Origin of the sequence: Actinoplanes sp. NPDC051343 (assembly GCF_044455125.1) — a bacterium.
Lineage (GTDB): Bacteria > Actinomycetota > Actinomycetes > Mycobacteriales > Micromonosporaceae > Actinoplanes.
Genome location: NZ_JBITEL010000011.1, coordinates 243,283 through 264,562 on the forward strand (window position 1 = coordinate 243,283; position 21,280 = coordinate 264,562).

21 protein-coding genes are annotated in these 21,280 nt (G+C 72.9%); 15 read left to right on the top strand and 6 right to left on the bottom strand.

What is annotated here, in order from left to right; all coding sequences use genetic code 11:
• Positions 1 to 160: 160 nt before the first annotated feature.
• The 3 genes from ACIA5C_RS33275 to ACIA5C_RS33285 are packed head-to-tail and all read right to left on the bottom strand — an operon-like array spanning position 161 to position 4,553.
• Complete coding sequence (locus ACIA5C_RS33275) at positions 161 to 1,642, bottom strand: hypothetical protein (protein WP_396062078.1); 1,482 nt, start codon at positions 1,640 to 1,642, stop codon at positions 161 to 163.
• The gene (locus ACIA5C_RS33280; RefSeq protein WP_396062080.1) at positions 1,639 to 3,585 is read right to left on the bottom strand and encodes a dynamin family protein; all 1,947 of its coding nucleotides are present in this window, start codon (positions 3,583 to 3,585) and stop codon (positions 1,639 to 1,641) included. Before ACIA5C_RS33280 ends, ACIA5C_RS33275 begins: the two co-directional genes overlap by 4 nt.
• Positions 3,586 to 3,644: 59 nt before the next feature.
• Entirely contained in the window at positions 3,645 to 4,553 is a 909-nt protein-coding gene (locus tag ACIA5C_RS33285) for an IniB N-terminal domain-containing protein (protein WP_396062082.1), read from the bottom strand.
• Between the two features lie 297 nt (positions 4,554 to 4,850).
• On the opposite strand from ACIA5C_RS33285, the gene ACIA5C_RS33290 reads away from it, so the two are divergent.
• The 13 genes from ACIA5C_RS33290 to ACIA5C_RS33350 all read left to right on the top strand — a co-directional run bounded on the left by ACIA5C_RS33290 (position 4,851) and on the right by ACIA5C_RS33350 (position 17,623).
• Positions 4,851 to 5,921, top strand: a complete 1,071-nt coding sequence (locus tag ACIA5C_RS33290; protein ID WP_396062084.1) for a hypothetical protein — start codon at positions 4,851 to 4,853, stop codon at positions 5,919 to 5,921.
• An 11-nt stretch (positions 5,922 to 5,932) separates the two neighbouring features.
• Positions 5,933 to 8,446 carry a LuxR C-terminal-related transcriptional regulator gene (locus ACIA5C_RS33295; RefSeq protein WP_396062086.1) on the top strand — a complete coding sequence of 838 codons (2,514 nt, stop codon included), beginning with the start codon at positions 5,933 to 5,935 and terminating at the stop codon, positions 8,444 to 8,446.
• Positions 8,443 to 10,167, top strand: coding sequence for a nitrate- and nitrite sensing domain-containing protein (locus tag ACIA5C_RS33300; protein WP_396062088.1), 1,725 nt, complete (start codon positions 8,443 to 8,445; stop codon positions 10,165 to 10,167). The genes ACIA5C_RS33295 and ACIA5C_RS33300 overlap by 4 nt, the downstream gene beginning before the upstream one ends.
• Positions 10,164 to 10,535: a DUF742 domain-containing protein gene (locus ACIA5C_RS33305; protein ID WP_396062090.1), complete on the top strand. Its 372-nt coding sequence runs from the start codon at positions 10,164 to 10,166 to the stop codon at positions 10,533 to 10,535. Before ACIA5C_RS33300 ends, ACIA5C_RS33305 begins: the two co-directional genes overlap by 4 nt.
• A gap of 17 nt (positions 10,536 to 10,552) precedes the next feature.
• A complete protein-coding gene (locus ACIA5C_RS33310; RefSeq protein ID WP_396062092.1) occupies positions 10,553 to 11,332 on the top strand; it encodes a cellulose binding domain-containing protein in 780 nt (259 codons plus the stop codon).
• 339 nt (positions 11,333 to 11,671) lie between these two features.
• The gene (locus tag ACIA5C_RS33315) at positions 11,672 to 12,178 is read left to right on the top strand and encodes a MarR family winged helix-turn-helix transcriptional regulator (RefSeq protein WP_396062094.1); all 507 of its coding nucleotides are present in this window, start codon (positions 11,672 to 11,674) and stop codon (positions 12,176 to 12,178) included.
• 16 nt (positions 12,179 to 12,194) lie between these two features.
• On the top strand, positions 12,195 to 13,025 hold the full coding sequence (locus tag ACIA5C_RS33320; RefSeq protein WP_396062096.1) for a helix-turn-helix transcriptional regulator: 831 nt from the start codon (positions 12,195 to 12,197) through the stop codon (positions 13,023 to 13,025).
• Positions 13,026 to 13,108: 83 nt separating this feature from the next.
• Positions 13,109 to 13,483: a hypothetical protein gene (locus ACIA5C_RS33325; protein WP_396062098.1), complete on the top strand. Its 375-nt coding sequence runs from the start codon at positions 13,109 to 13,111 to the stop codon at positions 13,481 to 13,483.
• 300 nt (positions 13,484 to 13,783) lie between these two features.
• Positions 13,784 to 14,530 carry an NADP-dependent oxidoreductase gene (locus ACIA5C_RS33330; protein ID WP_396062100.1) on the top strand — a complete coding sequence of 249 codons (747 nt, stop codon included), beginning with the start codon at positions 13,784 to 13,786 and terminating at the stop codon, positions 14,528 to 14,530.
• Between the two features lie 26 nt (positions 14,531 to 14,556).
• Entirely contained in the window at positions 14,557 to 15,123 is a 567-nt protein-coding gene (locus ACIA5C_RS33335; RefSeq protein WP_396062102.1) for an NmrA family NAD(P)-binding protein, read from the top strand.
• Positions 15,105 to 15,332, top strand: a complete 228-nt coding sequence (locus ACIA5C_RS33340; RefSeq protein WP_396062104.1) for a hypothetical protein — start codon at positions 15,105 to 15,107, stop codon at positions 15,330 to 15,332. The genes ACIA5C_RS33335 and ACIA5C_RS33340 overlap by 19 nt, the downstream gene beginning before the upstream one ends.
• Before the next feature lie 102 nt (positions 15,333 to 15,434).
• Positions 15,435 to 16,907: a tannase/feruloyl esterase family alpha/beta hydrolase gene (locus tag ACIA5C_RS33345; RefSeq protein WP_396062106.1), complete on the top strand. Its 1,473-nt coding sequence runs from the start codon at positions 15,435 to 15,437 to the stop codon at positions 16,905 to 16,907.
• Between the two features lie 80 nt (positions 16,908 to 16,987).
• A complete protein-coding gene (locus ACIA5C_RS33350; protein WP_396062108.1) occupies positions 16,988 to 17,623 on the top strand; it encodes a TetR/AcrR family transcriptional regulator in 636 nt (211 codons plus the stop codon).
• Here ACIA5C_RS33350 and ACIA5C_RS33355 read toward each other — a convergent pair.
• A complete protein-coding gene (locus ACIA5C_RS33355; RefSeq protein ID WP_396062110.1) occupies positions 17,587 to 18,543 on the bottom strand; it encodes an aldo/keto reductase in 957 nt (318 codons plus the stop codon). The genes ACIA5C_RS33350 and ACIA5C_RS33355 overlap by 37 nt on opposite strands.
• Positions 18,544 to 18,586: 43 nt before the next feature.
• Between ACIA5C_RS33355 and coaD the strand changes: the two genes are divergently transcribed.
• Positions 18,587 to 19,021 (top strand): pantetheine-phosphate adenylyltransferase, encoded by a 435-nt coding sequence (gene coaD, locus ACIA5C_RS33360; protein ID WP_396062112.1) that lies wholly within the window; start codon positions 18,587 to 18,589, stop codon positions 19,019 to 19,021.
• Here coaD and ACIA5C_RS33365 read toward each other — a convergent pair.
• Complete coding sequence (locus ACIA5C_RS33365) at positions 18,978 to 19,307, bottom strand: nuclear transport factor 2 family protein (RefSeq protein ID WP_396062114.1); 330 nt, start codon at positions 19,305 to 19,307, stop codon at positions 18,978 to 18,980. The two genes, coaD and ACIA5C_RS33365, sit on opposite strands and share 44 nt — an antisense overlap.
• 79 nt (positions 19,308 to 19,386) lie before the next feature.
• Between ACIA5C_RS33365 and ACIA5C_RS33370 the strand changes: the two genes are divergently transcribed.
• Positions 19,387 to 20,187, top strand: coding sequence for a MerR family transcriptional regulator (locus ACIA5C_RS33370; protein ID WP_396062116.1), 801 nt, complete (start codon positions 19,387 to 19,389; stop codon positions 20,185 to 20,187).
• Positions 20,188 to 20,334: 147 nt separating this feature from the next.
• Here ACIA5C_RS33370 and ACIA5C_RS33375 read toward each other — a convergent pair whose 3' ends face one another.
• Positions 20,335 to 21,273, bottom strand: coding sequence for an LLM class F420-dependent oxidoreductase (locus tag ACIA5C_RS33375; protein WP_396062118.1), 939 nt, complete (start codon positions 21,271 to 21,273; stop codon positions 20,335 to 20,337).
• Between the last annotated feature and the right edge of the window lie 7 nt (positions 21,274 to 21,280).

Sequence of the window (21,280 nt, forward strand, 5' to 3'; positions counted from 1 at the left end):
ACTACTCTTCCGGTGGGGTTGTCCCTACCTTGGAACGCGGCTGAGCTCGGCCGCCCGGCGGGTGCCCTGCCGGCGTACTACGTCATCAAGGCGGTGCGGCTATGAACCGAGACTGTTCGATTCCGGCGTCTCGCGCCGAGCCGCGGGTCCGGGCCACCGATCAGGCGTACGGGCCGGTGGGGTCGGCGAAACGCACCGGCGCCGCCGGGGCGGACATCCGGTCGAGGCGCGCGAGGACCATGTCGCAGCTGCGCAGCACGACCTCGGCCGCGCGGCGCTGGGCCGGGAGCAGCATGCGGCCCTGTGCCTGGGCACGCCAGCGTTCGGCCGCCGCGTGGGCGGCGTTCCACGTGTCGGAGGCCGACGCGTCCGGGGACATGCCGAGCCGCTCCCCCACGCTCGTGCCCGAGCCGCCGAGCAGCATTTTCGCGTCGATCGCGGTCTCGCGGGGAAGGTTGACCCGGCCCGAGCGCAGCGCCGACAGCAGCCGCAGCTCGCGGAACTCGTGCGCCTCGGCGACCAGCAGCTCGAGATCGGCCAGCAGCTTGCCCGCCGGCGGCACCTGCTCGGTGCGGAGCAGGTGATCGAGAACGGTCAGCGCCGACCGGGCTCGCAGGGCCGCACGCCGGGCGGTGAACAGCTCGGCGATCGAGGCCTGCAGATCCTTCAGCCCGCTGTGCTCCTGCAGCCGCTCGCCGAGCGTCGCCGGGGTCTTGCAGCCGGTGCGGGTCAGCGTGATCGCCAGCCGGATGCCACCCAGGCCGAAGCGCTGCAGCAGTTGCACGCGCTGCTGGGCGCCGACCGGTCGCAGCGCGTCGGCCGCGGTGAACCGATCGGTCGACAGCAGACAGGGGTCGGCGGAGGCTCGCGGCAGCGACGCCAGCACCGAGAACGCCCGGAACTCGTCGTCGCGCAGCGTGCGGCCGGCCTGGGCGATCAGCGGCGACACCGCCAGCACGTCCTGGCACAACGCGCCGACCCGGGGCTCGCGCCGCCGGCGGCGGGCGGCCTGCTTGGCGGTCAGCAGCGCGTCCGGACGGCCGCCGCCGGTCGCGTCGGCGAACGACAGCACGACCATCGTGTGCACCGGGAACACCGACGGCCCGCGTACCCCTCGGGCCGCCTGCAGGAACTGCAGGTCGGCCTCGGCCAGCTGGGGTGTGACATAGAGGACGGCGTCGGCCTCCTCGAACACCCGGGGCAGCGGCAGGTGCGTGTCGATCAGCTCGGTGCGGCGCAGCACCCGGCTCGGCCATTCGACGACGGCGCGGCGGGTCCCGCCGGGAAGACCGGCGGTGCGTCCGTCCGGGCTGAGACGCAAACCTTGCGCTTCGCGCATCATCTGCATTTCGTACGGCGTACCTCGCCCGTCCTCAGTGAAGGCACGCGGTTGGGTGCCGTCGCGGTAGGACACCGAGGCCAGCGGCGGTTCGACGGGCGCGAGGTCTTCCCCGATCAGCGCGTTGACCAGGGTGGACTTGCCGCCACGCTCCGGACCGGCGACAGCCAGCCGCAGCGGGTCGGCCAGCCGGTCGAGGGTGCGCCGGAGCAGGGCGGCGGCCGGCGGCATGCCCCGGTAGACGTGGGCGGCCTCGTTGAGCAGGCGGTACGTACGCTGCTCGAGCTCCTCGTCGTCGATCATCCGGCCGCCCGGCCGCTGAGCGCCTGGGCCTGCTCGTAGAGATGCGCCAGCGACTGCAGCTCCTGCTGAACCCGGCGGGCGTGCTGCTCGCGGGCGGCGACGTCCTGGTCGGCCGCCGCCTTGGCGTTACGCAGCGACTCCATGACGATCTCCTGCAGGTCCTCGGTGACCGCGGTGAAGTGGTCACGGAGCGCGCGCTGCACGCGGCGTACGGTGTCGCGCGCCTCCTTGTTGAGGCGCACGAAGACGTCGTCGACGTGCCGGGCGACCGCGGTCCTCGCCTCGGCCTGGCGCTTCTTGAGCAGTGACTTGCTCTCGTCGCGGATCGTCTTGCCACCGAACAGCGCGCCGCCGCCGATCGAGATCGGGTTGATCAGCGACATCCCGGCCAGGCTGGTGACCAGGCCGAACATGACGACACCGCCGTACGACCCGCGGAGCCCGATGAAGAGCTTCTGGCCGGGGCTGAACCGGGCGACCGGCGGTGCGTCGAGGCCGGGCACGCCGTCCGTACGCTCATCGGCCGAGACCAACGCCGGCGGCGGAAGCACCTCTCCCGCCTCGGGCGGGAACTGTTCGGCGACCTTGCGTGCCATCCACTCGGTGCGCTCGGCGAGCCAGGTCATGCTGGTCTCGGCCAGCTCCTGCAGGGCCTGCCGCAGCCAGGGCTCGAACTCATCCCAGGATTTGGCCGGATCGGCGGTCGCGAAGAACTCCTCGACCTCCGACATCACCGCCCGCGTGCGTTCGCGCAGGTCGTGCTCGATGTCGGACATCAGGTCGCCGACCTCGTCGGAGAGCGTGTTCTGCCAGCGGACCGCGCATTTGCGCAGGTTGTCGAGGCGCCGCTGGGTGGTGTGGAGGCGGGCGACGGCGTCGGGCATGCCCGCGTTCTGCTGGGCCGCCAGTTCGTCGCGCAGCGGGACCGCGAGCTCCTCGATCGCGATGCGGCCGAGCCGGCTGACCGTGTCGCGGGCCAGCTTGTCGTGCTTGGCGGTGCCCATCCGTTGCAGGTGGACGATCAGATCGGCGAAGCCGGACTCGTTGTTGAGCGCGGTGTCGCCCGCCTGCAGAGCGTGCAGGCGCAGCGCCGAGGAGACGGCGGTGGTCGCGGTCGGGACACCGGCCCGCGCCAGCCGGGTGCGGCTGTCGGCCAGGTTGCGCCGCCAGTCGATCGCGTAGTCGGTCTTGGTGAACACGACCAGCAGGCCCGGGAAGAAGCGGGCCAGGTCTTTCAGCACCTCGAGCTCGGCGTCGGTGATCTCGCGACCCGCCTCGCAGGTGTAGAGCACCAGGTCGGCGCCCGCGCAGGTGGCGAGGTCGCTGGCGACCCGGACCGCGCGCTCGGCCGAACCGGGCAGCCCGGGCAGCGCCGGGGTGTCGATCAGCACGAGACCGCTCGCCAGCAGCGACCGCGGCACCATGACCTCGGCGTGCACCGGGGTGCCGGCCGGGAACTTGGCCGCCGCCTCGGCGATCGCCGGCTCCAGCCGGTCGAGGTCGAGCGGCAGACGGTCCTGCATGCCGACCTCGGCCGTCCAGTCGGCGCTCGGCGAGCCACGCCGGATCAGCTGGGCTCCGGGTGCCTCGGCGTGCCGGACCACGGTCGGCACGCCGGTGCCGCCGTCCGCGTGAACGGCGCAGACACCCGCGTTTATCAGTGCATTGATAAGCTGGCTCTTGCCCTGGTGGGCGGCGCCGACGACCAGCACCCGCAACTCGGGGCGCAGCAGTTGGGCACGGCGCCGCGACAGCCACTCGGCGACCTCGGACCGGCCGTGCTGCGTGCTGGTGCGGATCGTGGAGTCGAGGACGTCGATCCACAACAGGGCACCGGCGGCCCGCAACGGGTCCGGCTCCGCCCTGCTCGGCGGAGCCGGGGCCGGCGGGACGAGGGAGGTCGGACCCGCATACGCCGTGGGTCCGGCCTTCCAACTCGTCATTCGCGCCCGCCAGCCTCTCGTCGTCAGTGCCGCCCGACGCCGGGGGCGCCGCTGGCACCCTACAGGTGCAGCCCGCCCAGCAGGTCGTGCGACGAGTCCTGCCCAGCGGTCGAATCGGCCGACGTGTCCGAGTGGGTCACGCCGCCCAGCAGGCCACTCGTGACGTCGTGCCCGGTGGTGGCGACGCTGCTCACGGTGTTGTGCAGGTCGTTGACCGGGTCGTGCGACAGCACGTGGCCCAGGTCCGGCTTCACGACGGACCCGATCGAAGAGGTTGCCCCGCCGACCACCGGGACGTCAAGGCTCGGACTGTGGTCAATCGGGAGCGAAGCGGGCAGATTCGTCACGGTGTCGAGCGTGCCGTCGAGGAGACCTGTCACGTTTCCGTCGACTCCGGGAGCGACGTGATCGAGGCCCGGGACCACATTGCCCACCGTGTCGGTCACGCTGTGGTCGACCGTCGGCACCACGCTGTTGTCGAGGTGCAGCGCCGGGTCGTTGACCGCCGAGACCCCGCCCAGCCCGACCGGGATCGAGGAGGTGAGGCCGCCCAGGCCGGCGACGCCCAGCGTGTTTCCGGAGAGCACGGAGCCGTTGACGACGTCGCCACCGGCGACGCTGACCACGGCCGCGTTCACGCTGCCCAGGGTGTAGTTGACCTCGCCGACGATGCCGGCCGGGGTGACCGCCACCTGCGAGGTGATCGACTGCAGCTGCGAGACCGCACCGGCCACGTCCAGATTGGCCACACCCGTGGTCAGGTCGTCGACGCCGGCCAGGCCCTGCAGGCCGGTCACCGGGGCCGAGTCGACCACCAGCGGGATCACCTGCTGCACATCGGCGGCGGTGATGTCGCCCAGGCCGGCCGCGTGCAGCGCCGACTCCGGGTCGAGCTCGAAGGCGGAACGGGCGGCGGGGTCGTAGATCAGGTTGAGGACGAAGTCCTGCAACGTGGGGGACGTGTCCATGGGGCTCCTTCGACTGTGACTGTCGTTTCTGACTGTCGTTCTCCAACCCGGGCGGGTCGCCCAGGTGAGTTGCAGCAAACGTACGGACGGGGGCGGCCCCGGGCATCGGGGTTGGTGCCCCCAGTCGTACCGTGGCCGATCGGTGGTCGGAGCGCGGGTTCCGTTAGGGGGTTAGGGGATTCAGGGGCCTCGTTTTTTGGGGGACGATCCCGGTGCCGACTTCTGGTACGAACATGGGGTCCTACCTGCCCGAACGACACTCACCGCGGTCACCCTCGGTGGTGGAGGAGTAACGACGTGCCCTACGTCCTGGGGATCGACATCGGCGCCGGCACCACCAAGGCTGCCGTGAGCCGGCGCGCCGACGGCACCGGCCCGGGCTGGGGCCCGGCCCAGCCGGTCACGCTCGGCGCCCGCTCGCGCACGGTCGGCTCCGCTCTGGCGATGACCCCCGACGGCGACGTCGTCCCGGCCGATCTGCTGCGGCCGCCGGCCGACGGCGTCGGCGGCTATCTGCACCGCGTCGGCGACAGCCTGCCGATGCTCTTCGGCGGTGACTACTTCCCGGCACACGGCCTGGTCGCGGCGATGGCCCGCTGGGTCGTCGACCGGGTCTGGCAGCAGCTCGACGAGCCGCCCGAGCGGGTCGCCGTGGCCTACCCGTCGGGCTGGGGCAACGGCCGGCTGCACCTGCTGCACTCGGCGCTCGGCGAGGCCGACCTGGCCCAGACCGCCCTGGTCACCCGGGCCCGCGCGGTGGTCGAAAGTCATCAGGCGGCGGGCCGGGTCCCGCCCGCCGGGGGCATGCTCCTGGCCTATCGCATCGGCGGCTCGACCTGCGAGGTGACGCTGGCCGTGCCGCACGGCCCGGGCCGGCTCGAGCTGCTGGGCAGCGCCGAGCTCGACGAGATCAGCGGCTTCGATCTCGACGACGCCGCGCCGGCCGACGCCCGCGCCGTCATCCAGTCCACGGTCGACCTCGCGGTGCACACCGTGCGCAGCCTCGGTGCCGCCCCGAGTGATCTTTCCGCGGTCTTGATCGCCGGGGGCTCCGGGGCCGTATATCCATATGTGTCCGATCTGCTGTCCGCCGCCTTCCCGGTGCCGGTCCTTCGCGACCCCGACCCGGCGATGACGGTGGCCGCGGGGGCCGCGCTGACGGTCCGGCCGCAGGTCCGGCGTCCCGCGCCGCCACCGGGCGCCGCCCCGGGCGGCCCTATCGCGCCGGAACTCCCGGCGCTGCCCGAGATGCCGGGCGCGGGTGGGCTGCCGACCGACTCGTGGCCCGAGATCGCGTCCGGCGGGGTGACCCTCCGGCCGCCGCGTCCGCCGGTCGCGGTCGCCACGGTGCGGGCGGGCGGACGATGAGCGCCCCGACGATGACCGGATCCACGCCCGTCTCCGACGCGGTCAGCCTGCTCGGCCAGGTGATCGCCGACCCGATGGCTCCCCGGCAGGCCGTGGTCGGCGCGCCCGGCGGCTTCGGCAAGACCCGCCTGCTGCACGATCTCGCCGCAGCCTGGGAGCGGGCCGGGGTCACCGTGCTCAACCCGTGGCGGCCCGCCGAGACGACCGGCGAGCAGGTCATGCTGGCCGACGATGCGCACCTGCTCGACCCCGCCCGCCTGGCCGACCTGCTGGCCTACGCGGAGCGGCCCGACTCCCGCATCGTGGTGGCCTACCGCCCGTGGCCCCGCCCCGAGGGCCTGTCCGCGCTGATCGACCTGCTGCGCCGGTCCCGTCGCCCGGTGACCCTGCCCGCGCTGACCACCACGCAGATCCACGACCGGCTCGCCCGCGCCGTCCCCGAGCCCTCGGCCGAGCTGGTCGCGGTGGTGGCCGCGCAGACCGGCGGCGTACCACGATTCGTGACCCGGGTCGCCGACGCGCTCACCCCGGCCGACGCCGCCGCCGGCCGGGTGCCGGTGGCCGCGCTGACCCCGTTCGCCGCCGACCTCGACGAGCTCGACCACGACCTGCGCACCCTGCTGCTGGCCGTCGAGGCCGGGGCCGGGCTCTCTTTCGACCTGGTGGCGGCCCTGCTCGAGCGCGACGCCGAGACGGTCGCCGGCCTGGTCGACGCGGGCCGGGCGACCGGGCTGCTGGCCGACGACGGCACGCTGGTGCCACTGGCCCGGCAGGCGATCGCGGCGCTCGGCCCGATCGGCCATCGCATCGACGTGCGGCAACGTCTGGCCGCCCTGCAGCTGGCCCGCGGTGGCCCGGTGCTGCCGCTGGTCCGGCCGCTGCTGCGGGCGGTGACCGACGGCGCCGGCCTGGTGCCCGGAGCGGCCGGCGCCGGGCTGAGCCACAGCGGTCTCGGCCACGTCTACGAGGCGGCGGGCGAGGAGGCGCTGGGCGACGACCCCGAGCTGGCGGCCCGGCTGTTCGCGGCCGCGGCCGGGGCGGGACGCATCACGGCCACCCGCCGCGCGCTGGCCACCGCGCTCGCCGGCGACCTCGACGAGGCGTCCCGGCTGGCCGACCAGGCGCTCGCCGCGGGCACGCCCGAGCAGCGGGCCGAGGCGGCGTACGTGGCGGCGGCCGTGCTCACCCAGCGTGGCCAGACCGCGCAGGCGGCCGCGCTCTACCAGTGGTCGACCTCCGCGGTCGCGGCCGGCTTCGGCGCGGTCGGGCTGATCGGCCTGGGCCGGCTCGCCGAGGCCCAGAAGCTGGACCTGTCCGGCAGCGGCGAGCCGCCGACGTCGCTCAGTGCGGCCGCGGCCCTGATGGCCCGCGGCATGACCGAATCGGTCAGCGGCACCCCGACCGGGGCGCTGTCGGCACTGTTCCAGGCGACGACGATGATCGAGCCGTCCGGCGCGACCGTGCTGCTGCCCGACAGCCCGGCCGCCCTCGGCGCGACCGTGGCCCTGCACAGCTCCGACCTCGACACGGCCGACGCGCTGCTGGCCCGGGCGGTGCGCGCCTCGACCGGCGGGGCGCTGCTGGCCGACCGGCACCGGCTGCTGCAGTCCTGGGTGCTGATGATGCGGGGCCGGGTCACCGAGGCCCAGCAGTCCGAGGGCGCGGCCGTCGCCGGCCGGCACGGACGCGACCAGCTGCTCGCCTCGGCGCTGCAGATCGGTCTCTCCCGCCGCTCCAGCGACCTGGTCGGGCTCCGGAGCGCCTGGCCCGACGCCTGTCACGCGCTGATCGGCCAGCCGGTCGATCTTTTCACGTTGCTGCCGCTGGGCGAGCTGGCCGTGGCGGCGGCCCGGCTCGGCGAGCAGCACCGGGTCGCCGGGCACCTGGCCGAAGCCGATCTGCTTCTGGCCGGGCTCGGCGACCCGGTGCTGTGGAGCGCGCCGCTGCGGTGGAGCCGGCTGCACGCGGCGATCCTGGCCGACGACCACGACGCGGCGCTGCGGCACGCGCAGACGCTGAGCGGCATGCGCGGCTTCAGTCCCTATGTGGAGGCGGTCGCCGACGCGGCCCTGCAGTGGCTCGACGTGCTGGCCGACCGGGCCGACCCCGACGCCGTGGTCGCGGCCGCCCGCGGGCTGAGCACGCTCGGGCTGGTCGGCGACGGGGCACGGCTGGTCGGTCAGGCGGCGATCCGCACGTCCGACCGCAAGGCGATGACGCTGCTGCTCGACTGCGCCCGGGCGCTGCAGGAGCGTACGGCCGGGCCGCGCGAGGCCGCGCCCGCGGCCGGAATCCGCAGCCGGGCCGCCGAGGGCGGCCCGCAACTGCTCAGCGAGCGTGAGCGGGAGGTCGCCGCTCTGGTCCTGGACGGCTTGACATATAAACAGGTGGCCGAGCGGCTCTACCTCTCCGCCAAGACAGTGGAGCACCACATGGCCCGCATCCGGCAGCGCCTCGGCGCCACCGACCGGCAGGAGTTGCTGACCCGGCTGCGCGCCCTGATCGGCTCGGGAGACGATCGATGAGCACCCGCACCAAGGTGATCGCCGGGCTGGCGCTGCTGGTCGCGCTCTGGGCGGCGGCGGCCGTCCCGGCGCTGACCGAGGCGGTGCAGGTCATGTCGGCCCGGGTAACCGCCAACCACCTCGGCCGGCCGATCGGCGCCCTGGTGCTGTCGCTCGAGGCCGAGCGGCGGCTCTCGGCCGGCGACCGCGCGGCGGGCAGTGAGCTGGCCGCTCAGCGCGGGCACACCGACCAGGCCCGGCAGGCCCTGCAGGCGGCCCGCGACACCTGGATCAAGTCGCTGGCCGGGTCCGACTCGCTGCGGCAGGCCGACGACCTGCTGAGCCGCACCGGCGAGCTGGCCGGGGTGCGGTCGGCGGTCGACGACCGGCAGCTCAGCCACGACCGGGCCGTCGATGCGTACACGGCGCTGATCGACCCGGCCGGCGTCGAGACCCCGACCGTCTTCCCCGACCAGCTGGCCGGCTCGGCGGCCGGGCTGTCCGCGCTCAGCCGGTCGCGCGAGCTGCTCGCCGAGGAGGACGCGCAGCTGGCCGCGGTGGCCGGGGCGACCAAGCTGACCGACGCCGACCGGGTGCGCCTGTCCACACTCGCCGGCGCCAGGCGCAGCCTGTTCGCGTCGGCCGGCACCGACCTGCCCGCCGATTCGCTCGACCGCTATCGCGAGCTCGCCGGCGACACCGGGCTGACCACTGTCGAAAGCGCCCTGCTGCGCGGCACGGGCGAGCCCGACACCGCGGCCTGGTCGGCGGCGTACAACCGGCTGAACACCGCGCTGTGGGAGCTGCAGAACTCGGCGAACCGCGAGGCGGCCGGCGCGGCGACCGCGCACGCCGTGCTGACTGTCGTGCGGGCCGGGGTGGTCGGCGGAGTCGGCCTGATCGCGGTCATCGGCGTACTTCTTGTCGCGCGGCGGTCCGGCAACCGGGCGACCACCGGCGGGGAGAAGCGGCGGCCGGCCGCCGGCCGGGCCGGCGACGACCCGCGGCCCCGGCTCGACCCGCTGCTGCGCGATCTCGAGCGACGCAACCAGGGCCTGTTGCACAGGCAGTTGCGGCTGCTCGACACGCTGGCCCGCCGGGAGTCCGACGACGAGACGCTCGGCGACCTGTTCCGGGCCGACCACCTCGCCAACCGGATGCGCCGCAACCTGGAAAAGTCGATCACCCTCGCCGGGGGCACGCCGGGCCGCCGCTGGCGCCGCCCGGTCCCGCTGGCCGAGGTCGTGCGGGCCGCCGCCTCCGAGATCACCGAGTACGGCCGGGTCTCCACCTCCCAGGTCGAGGCGGTGCAGCTGGACGGGGTCGCGGTGACCGACCTGATGCACCTGCTGGCCGAACTTATCGAGAACGCGACAACGTTCGCACCGGCCGAGACCCGGGTGCGGGTGACCGGCGCCAACCTGGCGACCGGCTACCGCCTCACGATCACCGACGTCGGCCCGGGCATGACCGAGGACGACCTGGCCACCGCGGCCCAGGTGATGGCCGACCCGGTGCCGCCGCCCAGCGGCACCTGGTGGGGGCTCTACTCGGTGGGCCGGTTCGCCGCCCGGCGCAACATCACGGTGACCCTGCACAACGGTCTCGACGGCGGGCTGGCCGTCGAGGTGACGGTGCCGGCGGCGCTGATCAGCCCGGCGACCGACGAGGAGCCGACCCTCGGCAACCCGACGCTGGACGATCCGACGCTGGACGACCTGGAGTCGGTGATCAACGGATGACTGTCTCGGATGAGGCGTGGTACGACGAGGACGCGGGCCCGCTGGTCCGCCTGTACGCCCGGGTCGGCAGCCGCGGTCCGGTGCTGCGCGACGGCCTCGAGCTCAGCGCCATCATCCTGCGCGACGGCGACATCCCCGAGCCGGAGGGGCTGTCGGCCGACCAGCAGACGGCGCTGCGGCTGTCGCGGCGGCCGATCGCGCTGTCCGAGATCGCCGTGCACCTCGGCCTGCCGATCGGGCCCACCCGCCTGCTCCTCGGCGACCTGCTCGAGGCGGGCCTGATTCACACGCGCTCGCGGGCGGAGGACAATCGCGACTCGTCCCCCGCCGTGCTGCAACGACTCCTCAGTGGACTGCGGTCCCTCTGAGGCGCTGGAGGCAACCGATGAACGAGACCGAGACCCGGCCCCGCCGGTCGCTGGTCGTGGTGCTCCTCGACGGAGTGCTACGGCTGTTCGCGGCGCTGCAGGCCGGTCCGACCCCCAAACCCAAGGTCAAGGAGGCCGGCGGGCGTCGAGGCGTCGGCCGCTGGGCTCTGCTCACCGGGGTGCTGGCCGCACTGGCCGGCACCGCTCTACTGGTCGTGGTGCTGGTGCGTGCCCCCGGCGACCCGACCCCGCCGCCCGACCCGGCGGCAGCCTTGCCCGGCCTCCGGTCCCGGCCGGCCGGGCCGAGCGCCGCCGGGTCGGCCACATCCGCGACGAGCGCGCCCGCCTCACCGTCCAGCACGTCGGCGAGCAGCACCGCGGCCACCGCCGGTCAGAGCGCGCCGGCCACGTCGGTGACGTCGTCGATCGCGCTGCCCGGCGCCCCGATCATCACCGAGAACACGTCGGTGCCCCTCACCGCGTCCTACAAGACCGCGTCGGCCACCGCCGGACTGCTCGGCTACCAGATGACGGTCACGGTGGCCAACCCCGGAGCGGCGCCGAAGAACGGCTGGACGCTGAGCGTGACCCTCCCCCGGCCGACCCTGCTGGTGTCCGGGGTCAAGGGTGCGACCGCGAAGCAGAACGGCTCGGTGTGGACATTCACACCCGACTCGACCACCTCGACGGTGGCGGCCGGCAAGTCCGTGCAGGTGGTGTTCGGCGTCCACGGCGCAACCCTGATCGATGCGGCACCACAGGACTGCCGCATCGACGGCAACCCCTGCAGCAGATAGGCCGGTCGTCCGGCCGGCCCGGACCAGCCTGGCGGGTCGGAACGTCCGGACCGAGGTGCGGCGGGCGCGCGGCGACGGCGTTCACACGGCGGCGAGGCAAGGCCGAGGTAGCACCGGCGGTTGGGGCGCCCTCTGCCGTGGTTGCGGATGGAGGCGCCGGCCACCCGCGGTTGCGGGCCCCAGCCTCGGCCGCCACCTGATTGCCCGCCCACCAAGCTGCGGGCGTGATCCGCCACCCCGGGCTGGTGCCGGCCGAACTGCCCGGGGTCGCGGACCGGCCCAGGCCGCCCCAAATGCATGCGGAGTGCACTTCGAATTCAAAGCAAGTAGGATCATGGGGTGGTTGAACCGGGGCCCGGCCTGAACTCGCAGCAACTCGGGGCGTACTTCGCTCTGATGGAGGTCAGCAGCCTCCTTCAGTACGCGGTGGACGAGCACCTGCGCGCCGACGGCGACCTCAGCTACGTGCAGTTCGAGATCCTGGCCCGGCTGGTGGACGCGCCCGAGGGCAGACTACGAATGACGGACCTGGCCGATGGCGTCGTCTACAGCCGCAGCGGGCTCACCTACCAGGCCGGGTTGCTCGACAAGCGCGGCCTGATCACCCGCTCGCCGTCGCCGGACGACGAGCGCAGCGTTGTCGTGACCGTCACCGACGCCGGCCGGGACCTGATCGTCCGGGTGCTTCCCGGGCATGTCGACCGCGTCCGGCAGCTGCTGTTCGAACCGTTGACCGGCGAGGATCTTGCCGCCCTCAGCACCGTTCTCGGGCGGGTTCGCGACCATATGCGCGCCAACCCGCCACGCTCGGCCAAAGCCCGTACCGGCCGTAAGCGAACCGACTGAAAAGGCGGAGTGGGCGATGGACCGAGCATTGCTGGCGGATTTTCTCCGGGCCCGCCGCGAGGCGCTTCAGCCGGAGGAGGTCGGGCTTCCCCGGGGCCCCCGGCGCCGCACCGGTGGGCTGCGGCGTGAGGAGGTCGCGGTGCTGGCCGGCATGTCGGCCGACTACTACAGCCGGCTCGAGCAGCAGCGCGGTCCGATGCCGTCCGAGCAGATGCTGGCCGCCCTGGCCCGCGGGCTGAAGCTCAGCCCGAGCGAGCGGGAACACCTGTTCGCCATCGGCGGGCACTCGGCTCCGCGCCGCGCTTTGCCCGACGAGCAGGTCAGTCCGGCCATGAGGCGCATCGTCGACCGCCTTTCCGACACGCCCGCGATGGTGTTCTCGCGGTTCGGCGAGACGCTGTTGCAGACCCGTTCGGCGGTGGCCCTGTTCGGCGACTACACCCGGTTCACCGGCATGTCCCGCTACCTGGTCTACCGCTGGTTCACCGACCCGGCGCAACGCGCCCTGTATCCGCCCGAGGACCATGCCATCCGGGGCCGGGTGTTCACGGTGGACATCCGGGCGGCGTACACGGCCGATCCCACGGGCACCGCCGGCGAGATCGTCGAGGCGCTGCTGGCGGTCAGCCCCGAGTTCGCCGAGGTCTGGCGGCTGCACGAGGTGGATGTCACCCACCACCTCGATCTCAAGCGGTACCGGCATCCGGTGCTGGGCGAGCTGGAGCTGCACAGCCGGCGCCTGATGGACCCCGACGAGGGCCAGGATCTGCTGGTCTTCATGGCCGAGCCCGGCTCGCCGAGTGACGAGAAGCTGCAGCGCCTGATCACCCCGTTATCCACGGACTGATTGTCAGTGGATAACCGCGACATTCATCCGGTTCCCGGTTCGCGCCACGCTTGAGTGGTCGCACAAGGGGAGGCGGTGAGGACGTGGACCGGGAGTTGCCGGCGCATTTTCGCCGGGCCGGTCAGAAGGAGCCCGGGGCACCGGACGATCACGCCGTACCGGTCATGACGCGCATCGTCGAGCGTCTGTCGGATTACCCCGCGATGGTGTTCTCCCGCTTCGGCGAGGTGCTGTCGCAGACCCGTCCGGCGGCTGTCCTGTTCGGCGACTACACCCGGTTCGGCGGGCCGTCGCGCTATCTGGTCGAGCGCTGGCTCATCGACCCGGCGGCGCGCGAACGCTACCTGGTCGAGGCGGGCGTCCCCGGCCACCACCACCTCCGGCGCTACAGGCATGCCGAACTGGGCGGGCTGGAGCTGTACCGCGCCCCCAGCGATGAGAAGCTCCGCCGGCTGTAGGTCAGCTCACACCGCGCTCTAGTTGCTTCCAATTCGAAGCGTGCTATGGTCCAAAAGTGCTTCGAATACGAAGCACAAACAAAAGATGAGACGAGGGCTTGCGATGAAGGCAATGCGTTTCCACGAGTACGGCGACCCGGGCGTCCTGCGTTACGAGGACGTCGAGCAGCCCAGCCCCGGAGTCGGGCAGGTGTTGATCCGGGTCGCCGCGACGTCGTTCAACGGCGTCGACGGCAACATCCGCGCCGGTTTCATGCAGGGTCCGATCCCGGTGACGCTGCCGCACACGCCGGCATCGACGTGTCCGGCACGATCGCGGAGCTCGGGGAGGGTGTGGGCGGTTTCCAGGTCGGCGACCGGGTCGTCGGGTTCCTGCCGATGGCGGACGACGGCGCGGCCGCGGAGTACGTCGTGGCTCCGGCCGAGATTCTCGCGCCGGCACCCACCAGCGTCCCCCTGGTCGACGCCGCGGCGCTGCCGACCGTCGGCCTTACCGCGTGGCAGGCGCTGTTCGACCACGCGAAGCTGGCCGCGGGGCAGCGCGTGCTGATCAACGGCGCGGGCGGCGCGGTCGGCGGCTACGCCGTGCAGCTGGCCAAGAACGCCGGCGCCTACGTGATCGCCACGGCCGGCCCGCACAGCGCCGACCGGGCCAAGGCGGCCGGCGCCGACGAGATCATCGACCACACCACCACCACCGCGGTGACGTCGGCGACGGCCCCGGTCGACGTGGCGCTCAACCTGGCACCGATCGAACCGGCGCAGCTGGCCGCGCTGCTCGACCTGGTCCGTGCGGACGGCGTGCTGGTCAACACCACGGTGTGGATGCCCGCACCCAGCGACGAGCAGCGCGGCGTCCGCGGCATCGACCTGTTCGTCCGCAGCGATGCCGCCCAGCTGGCACAGCTGGTCACACTCATCGACTCCGGCCGGCTGCGCGTCGACGTCGACCAGCGGGTCCCGCTGGCCGAACTGCCGGCCGTGCACGCCCAGGCCGCCGCCGGTGCGCTGCACGGCAAGGCCGTCATCGTCGCCCCGACCGCCTGACAACCTTCCGGACAGGAGAATTCTCGATGTCTCACGACAAGGTGATCGCGGTGCTCGGTGCGACCGGCACTCAGGGCGGCGCCGTGGCGCGGGCGCTGCTGGCCGACGGCGAGTTCGGCGTACGGGCGGTGACGCGCAACGCCGCATCGGGCAAGGCGCGGGCGCTGGCGGGCCTCGGCGCCGAGGTGGTCGAGGCCGACCTCAGCGACGAGGGCAGCCTCCGCGCGGCGTTCGACGGGGCGTACGGCGCGTTCCTGGTCACCCCGTACTGGGAGCACCGCTCGCCGGCCCGGGAACTGGCCGAAGTGGAAAACCTGATCAGCGCCGCCAAGGCGGCCGGCCTGCGGCACGTGGTGTGGTCGACGCTGGAGGACACCCGGGAGGTGATCCCGGCCGGTGACGACCGGATGCCGATGATCGAGGGCGGTTACCGGGTGCCGCACTTCGATGTGAAGGGTGGCTCGGCCGACGCCTTGTTCGCCAAGTCGGGCCTGCCCACGACGTACCTGCTGATGTTGAGGCCGTGCGGCAGGTGCTGCGGCGACCGACCGAGACGATCGGCGTCACGATCCCGGTGGCCAGTGACCATCTGACCGGCGAGCAGATCGCCGCGGCACTCGGCACGGTGATCGGCGAGCCGGTGGCCTACCGTCCGCCGACCCACGACCAGGTCCGCGGTCTCGGGTTCCCGGGGGCGGACGAGCTGGGAAACATGTTCCAGTACTACGCCGAGTACCCCGGGTCGTACCTGGGCCGCCGCGATCGGCGAAGTCGTGGACCCGACCGGCCTGTTCGCCGGTGACGTCGCGGCAACCCGCGACCAGGCCTGAGTCATCGAGCTCCGGGTGGTGGGCCAGGGACTCACCCTGGGGCGAACGCCCGGGCCCGCCACCAGGCTGACCCCATGAGACGACGACTCATCATGCTGATGGCGGCCGCCGTGCCGCTGTCGGCGACGTTCCTTCCGGCGGCGGCCGGCGCCGCGGGCACCCGCTGCGCCGCCCTTCCCGTTGCGGCCCCTCCCGGCGCCACGGTGGAGGCGGTCACCGCGACCGCCCAGCCGGCCGGCACGGTGTCCTTTCCCGACTCCCCGATTCCCGGGCAGCCGCCGGTGACCGACGTCCCGGCGCGCTGCGAGGTCACGGTCACGCTCACCCACCCCGGCGGCAACGACCATGTGCATGTGAAGATCGCGCTGCCGCAGGACCCGAAGCGGTGGAGCGGCCGCTTCCAGGCGACCGGCGGCAGCGCGTACCTGGCCGGTGACTTCGGGTTTCCGCTGGCCACCGGGGTCAAGGCGGGCTATGTCACGGCGGCCACCGATGCGGGGGTCGGCGGCGATCCGGTCGACGTCAGCGGCTGGGCCCTGGACGCCGACGGCCGGCTCGACACCGCGCTGCTGACCAACTTCGCCTCCCGGTCCGCGCACGACATGGCACTCATCGGCAAGGACGTAGCGGACCGGTTCTACTCCCGGCGCGTCACCTACTCCTACTGGACCGGATGCTCGACCGGCGGCCGGCAGGGCTACCAGGAGGCTCAGGCCTACCCCGCCGATTTCCAGGGCATCCTCGCCAACGCCCCGGCCATCGACTGGGACCGGTTCGCGATCGCCACCCTCTGGTCGCAGGCGGTGTTCAACGAGACCAGCACCCACCCCTCCCCCTGTGTCGTCGACACGTTCACCAAGGCGGCGATCGCGGCCTGCGGCAACGACGACGGATACATCGAGAACCCCGCGGACTGTCACTGGGACGCCCGCCGACTGGTCGGCAGGAAGGTCGTCTGTGACGGGCAGACCATCACCATCGACCGGGCGACCGCCGAGGCCGTGAACCGGATCTGGGCCGGGCCGCCCCAGCTCGGCTACGGCCCGAACAAGGGCGCTTCGCTGGCCGCCCTCGGCGCCGCCAGCTCGCCGTTCTTCGTGGCCGACACCTGGGCGAAGTACTTCGTCACCCGCGATCCGGCCTTCGACCCGAAGGAACTCACCTACCGCACGTTCGACCGGCTGCTGCGCTCTTCCGAGCGCCAGTTCCACGACATCATCGGCAGCGACGATCCGGACCTGTCCCGGTTCGCCCGGGCCGGCGGCAAGCTGCTGAGCTGGCACGGCCAGGCCGACGAGCTGGTACCGACCCGGGGCACGGTCACCTATCGCCGGCAGGTCAAGGGCAGCGACGTCGACGACTTCTACCGCCTGTTCCTGCTCCCCGGTGTCACGCACTGCGGCGGCGGCACCGGCCCGCAGCCGACCGGGGACCTCGATGCCCTGGTCAACTGGGTCGAGCACGGCCAGGCACCGGCCACTCTCCCGACCACGCTCACCCACAGCGACGGCACGGTCGTGACGGGCGCCGTGCGCCCGGTGCACTAGCTTCCGCGTACGGGATGGGGCCCGGGCGTGATCGCCCGGGCCCTGCCTGGACCCGGCGGTCCAAGAAGTAAGGTGAGTGGGTGACCGGACTGACCACCAAGGGGGCGGCGACGCGCGAGCGGATCGTGCGGGCCGCCGCCGACCTGATCCTCGAGCGGGGCGTCGGCGGGATGACGCTGGACGAGATCCGGGCCGGGACGGCGACCAGCAAGAGCCAGCTGTTCCACTACTTTCCGGGCGGCAAGAGCGACCTGGTGGCGGCGATCGCGGCCTTCCAGAGCGAGCGGGTGCGTGAGGCGCAGCGGCCGTGGATCGACCGGCTCGACTCGTTCGAGGCGTGGCAGGGGTGGCGGGACGCGCTGGTCACCTATTACCACGACCTCACCCACAAATACTGCTCGATCAGCGCCCTGGTCAACGAGGTCGCGCCGAGCGACCCCGGGCTGGCGGCCCAGGTCAACGAGCATGCCGAGGCCTGGCACGCGATCCTGGTGGACGGCGTGCGACGGACGCGGGAGGCGGGCGATCTGGAGCCCGGCGCCGACCCGGAGTGCCTCGGCACCGCGATCTTCGCGGCGCTGCAGGGCGGCCTGCTGGTCATGCAGACGCGCGATTCGATCGAGCCGCTGGCCGCGGCGCTGGACGGCGCGCTCGACATGCTCCGCTTTCACGCCTCGCTTCAAGCCCAGGGCAGGCTCGACCGGGTCTGCCAGTAGGCCTGCGGCTCCTCGGCCATCGCCGACAGCTGTTCGGCGTGCGCGGCGGTGAGATGCAGCGACTCGGCGGCCAGGTTGGCGGCCAGCTGCCCGGTCGTCGCGGCCCCGGAGAGGACGATGCGGGCCCACGGCTGCCGCAGGACCGCCGCCAGCGCGACCGCATCCGGCGTACTGCCGAGCTCGGCCGCGACCGGGGCGAGCGGCCCGTCGGCCGCGGCCAGCCGCCCGTTGGCCATGGCCTCCTTGACGATGACCAGGCAGCCGGCGTCGTGCGCCTCGGCCAGGGCGGTTCCGGCGCTCGGCTCGAGCGGGTTCCACGTTGCCTGCACGCTGCGGAAGAGCGGCATGCCGCCGACGGTGACCTTCAGCGCCGCGCGGATGACCGACGCCTGCGACGGGCCGCTGGTCGAGAAGCCCACCGCGACCCCCTCCCCGGCCAGCTCGGCGAGTCGCCGGTGCAGCGTGGTGTCGGTGAGGGCCGGGCTCGCCGGGGTGAGCGAGTGGATGTGATAGATGTCGAGGTGGTCGCCGAGGAGGGCGCGGGACTCGCCGGCCTGCCTCTCGAACGTGGCCGGCCCGTGGTCCTTGACCTCGTGGACCTCGGCGTCGAGACGCCAGTCGCCGACATAGGTGTAACCCCACTTGCTGCCGACCACCACATCGGGCCCGACCGGGTGGGCGGCGAGCCAGCCGGCCAGGAACTCCTCGGCCCGCCCGTAGGACCGGGCCACGTCGAAGTAGCGCACGCCCGCCGCGTACGCCGAGTCGAGCAGCTCGCCGACCCGCGCGCGCATGGCGTCAACCGTGCGGTCGGCCGGCAGGTCGTGGGCCCGGCCCAGGTTGATGTAGCCCGGGCGGCCCACCGCGGCCAGCCCGAGCCCGATGCGCGGGGCGCCCGCCAGCCGGTCGATCATCGTCATGCCGTCCATCTCATCACGGCGGCCACCGGGCTAGTTTGGGACTGTGGACAGCCGAGCGGTCTACCCGGGCACCTTCGACCCGTTCACCGCGGGGCACCGCGACGTGGTCGACCGGGTGCGGCGGCTGTTCGGGCAGGTCATCGTGCTGGTCGCGGTCAACCCGGACAAACCGCCCGGCGAGACTGTGGACAACCGGGCGGTGGCCGTCCGGCGCGTGCTACCGGAGGACTGGTCCAATGTGGCCGTGGAAGCCTGGGCCGGGCTGACCGCCGACTACTGCCGCATCCACCGGGCCGGCGTGCTGGTGCGCGGCGTCCGCAACCAGGCCGACCTGCGGCACGAATACCCGCTGGCCGTGCTCAACGAGGAGCTGGGAGTCACGACCCTGCTGGTGCCGGCCCGGCCGGAGCTGGCCACGGTCTCGTCGACGGCGGTCAGGCGATCACGAGACGCGCGATCGCCCCGTCCCGCACCGTGAACCGCTGTTCCAAGTCGGCCACGCCGCCCGGGAAGTTGCCCTCGAGGCGGATCGCCACGATCCAGTCCTCCCCGTCCCGACGGGAGCCGGTCACCTCCGTCGTATAGGTCCACTCGGTCGATGCCTGGTGCCGCCAGGCGCTGATCTCCCGCCGGCCCCGGAAGGTCCGGCCCTCGTCGGTGACGGCGGCGTCCGGGGCGAAGGCCCGGGCCGCCGCGTCGTCGTCCTTCGCCGCGTGGGCGGTCAGGTAGGCCCGCACCGCGGCGGGCAACTCGATCTCGGTCATGAGCCGAGCGTGCCCGCTCCCGCGCGGCGAGGGTCAAACACTGGACTCTGCCCCCGGGGCAGGGTGCAGACTCTCCCCCGTGTTGACGATCGGCGAGTTCGCCCAGCTGACCCACCTGAGCATCCGCACCCTGCGGCGCTACCACGAGGCCGGCCTGCTCGAACCGGCGCGCGTCGAGAAGTCCACCGGCTACCGCTACTACGCGCCCGACCAGATTCCGTCGGCCCAGGTCATCCACCGGCTGCGCGAGCTCGACCTGCCCCTGGCCGACGTCAAGGCGGTGCTCGCGACCTCGTCGGTGGAGGAGCGGGCCGGTCTGGTCAGCGAGCATCTGCAACGCCTGGAGGGCCAGCTGGCCCGGACCCGGGCCGCCGTCGCCTCGCTCCAGCGCCTCCTGAAACCCACGGCCGGGCTGTCGCCCGAGGTGCGGTCCGAGCCGGCGACGCCGGTCGCGGCCATCGAGGGTACGGTCGGGGAAGCCGAAATCCTGTCCTGGTATGCCGGAGCCATGGCCGAGCTGGACGCGGCGGTCCCGGCCGCGACCGGGGCACCGGGCGGCCTCTACGACAACGAACTGTTCACCGAGGGCCGCGGCCGCGCCCTGGTCTACCGGCCCGCCCCGGCCCCGATCCCGGCGATCGGCCGCGTCCACCAGGTCACCCTGCCTGCCGTCGAGCTCGCCGTCGTCGTACACCCCGGCGACCACGACACGATCAACGTGACCTATGCCGAGCTCGGCCAGTGGGTGGCGACCCACGCGCTGGCCGTGGCCGGGCCGGTGCGCGAGCGCTACCTGTGCGGGCCGCGCGACACCCCGGACGCCGCCGCTTGGCGCACCGAGATCGGCTGGCCAGTCTTCCGCCTCGCCGGACCGGCCTAGCGAGCACAATCCGCACGACTCCGGCCGGTGCCAGCCCGAGCGGGGGCCGGTGTCAGCCTGACCGGGAGGACGGCCGTTTCTGCGGTTGGGGGCGGTCCACCGGCGTACGTCTGGAAAGCGCCAGTGGACCGCCCGCCGGAAGCGAAATCAGGCGACCAGGGGCCGCAGGGCCTCGCCCGCCAGGGTGACCCGGCCCGGCACGTGCCCGTTGACGATCATGTTGATGCAGATGCCGTCGATGCCCTGATCGAGAATGTTGGTCTTGATCTGGTCGGCGACCTGGTCGGCGAGGCCGATGAACGCCCGGGCGCGCCGGGCCTCCGGGATGCGCTCGTTGAGTTCCTTGGCCTCGGCCTCGTTCTCGGCCACGAAGACCGACGCCAGGTAACTCGTCGGCAGCGTCGACGGGTCGCGGCCGGCCTCCTCGCAGCGCTGGCGCAGGGCCGCGACCTTCTTCGGAATGTCGGCCAGGTCGCAGATGATGTTCATGTGGTCGGCGAAGTGCGCGGCCAGCCGGAACGTCTTCTTCTCGCCCTGCCCGCCGAGCATGATCGGGATCTTCGGCCGGATCCGCGGGTTGTTCATCGCGTTTTCGACGTGGTAGTGCTTGCCGCTGAACGTCGGGTTCTCGCCCTTGAGCATCGGGGCGATGATGTTGAGCGATTCCTCGAGCTTCTCGAACCGGTCGGTGAACGTGCCGAACTCGTAGCCGAAGTTGTCGTGTTCGAGCTCGAACCAGCCCGCCCCGATGCCGAGGATCGCCCGGCCCTTCGACACCACGTCGAGGGTCGTGACCGCCTTCGCCAGCATCGGCGGGTTGCGGTACGTGTTGCCGGTGACCAGCGTCGAAAGCTGCACCGACGAGGTGGCGGTGGCCAGCGCGCCGAGGGCGGTGTAGGACTCGAGCATCGGGCTGTCCGGCGTGCCGATGCCGGGCAGCTGATAGAAGTGGTCCATCACCAGCACGGTGTCGAACCCGCTCGCCTCGGCCTCACGGGCCTGCGCGATCACGGTGTCGAAGAGGTTCTCGACCGGCGTGCCGGGATAGGTGAAGTTGGGGATCTGGTAGCCAAGACGGATCGTCACGTCTACT

Excerpts from the sequence above, each read along its gene's own strand:
- ACIA5C_RS33295 (WP_396062086.1), top strand. The coding sequence starts at position 5,933 with ATGACCGGATCCACGCCCGTCTCCGACGCGGTCAGCCTGCTCGGCCAG.
- ACIA5C_RS33305 (WP_396062090.1), top strand. The coding sequence starts at position 10,164 with ATGACTGTCTCGGATGAGGCGTGGTACGACGAGGACGCGGGCCCGCTG.
- ACIA5C_RS33300 (WP_396062088.1), top strand. The coding sequence starts at position 8,443 with ATGAGCACCCGCACCAAGGTGATCGCCGGGCTGGCGCTGCTGGTCGCG.
- ACIA5C_RS33335 (WP_396062102.1), top strand. The coding sequence starts at position 14,557 with ATGTCTCACGACAAGGTGATCGCGGTGCTCGGTGCGACCGGCACTCAG.
- ACIA5C_RS33355 (WP_396062110.1), bottom strand. The coding sequence starts at position 18,543 with ATGACGATGATCGACCGGCTGGCGGGCGCCCCGCGCATCGGGCTCGGG.
- ACIA5C_RS33280 (WP_396062080.1), bottom strand. The coding sequence starts at position 3,585 with ATGACGAGTTGGAAGGCCGGACCCACGGCGTATGCGGGTCCGACCTCC.
- ACIA5C_RS33320 (WP_396062096.1), top strand. The coding sequence starts at position 12,195 with ATGGACCGAGCATTGCTGGCGGATTTTCTCCGGGCCCGCCGCGAGGCG.
- ACIA5C_RS33345 (WP_396062106.1), top strand. The coding sequence starts at position 15,435 with ATGAGACGACGACTCATCATGCTGATGGCGGCCGCCGTGCCGCTGTCG.
- ACIA5C_RS33310 (WP_396062092.1), top strand. The coding sequence starts at position 10,553 with ATGAACGAGACCGAGACCCGGCCCCGCCGGTCGCTGGTCGTGGTGCTC.
- ACIA5C_RS33285 (WP_396062082.1), bottom strand. The coding sequence starts at position 4,553 with ATGGACACGTCCCCCACGTTGCAGGACTTCGTCCTCAACCTGATCTAC.
- ACIA5C_RS33365 (WP_396062114.1), bottom strand. The coding sequence starts at position 19,307 with ATGACCGAGATCGAGTTGCCCGCCGCGGTGCGGGCCTACCTGACCGCC.
- ACIA5C_RS33275 (WP_396062078.1), bottom strand. The coding sequence starts at position 1,642 with ATGATCGACGACGAGGAGCTCGAGCAGCGTACGTACCGCCTGCTCAAC.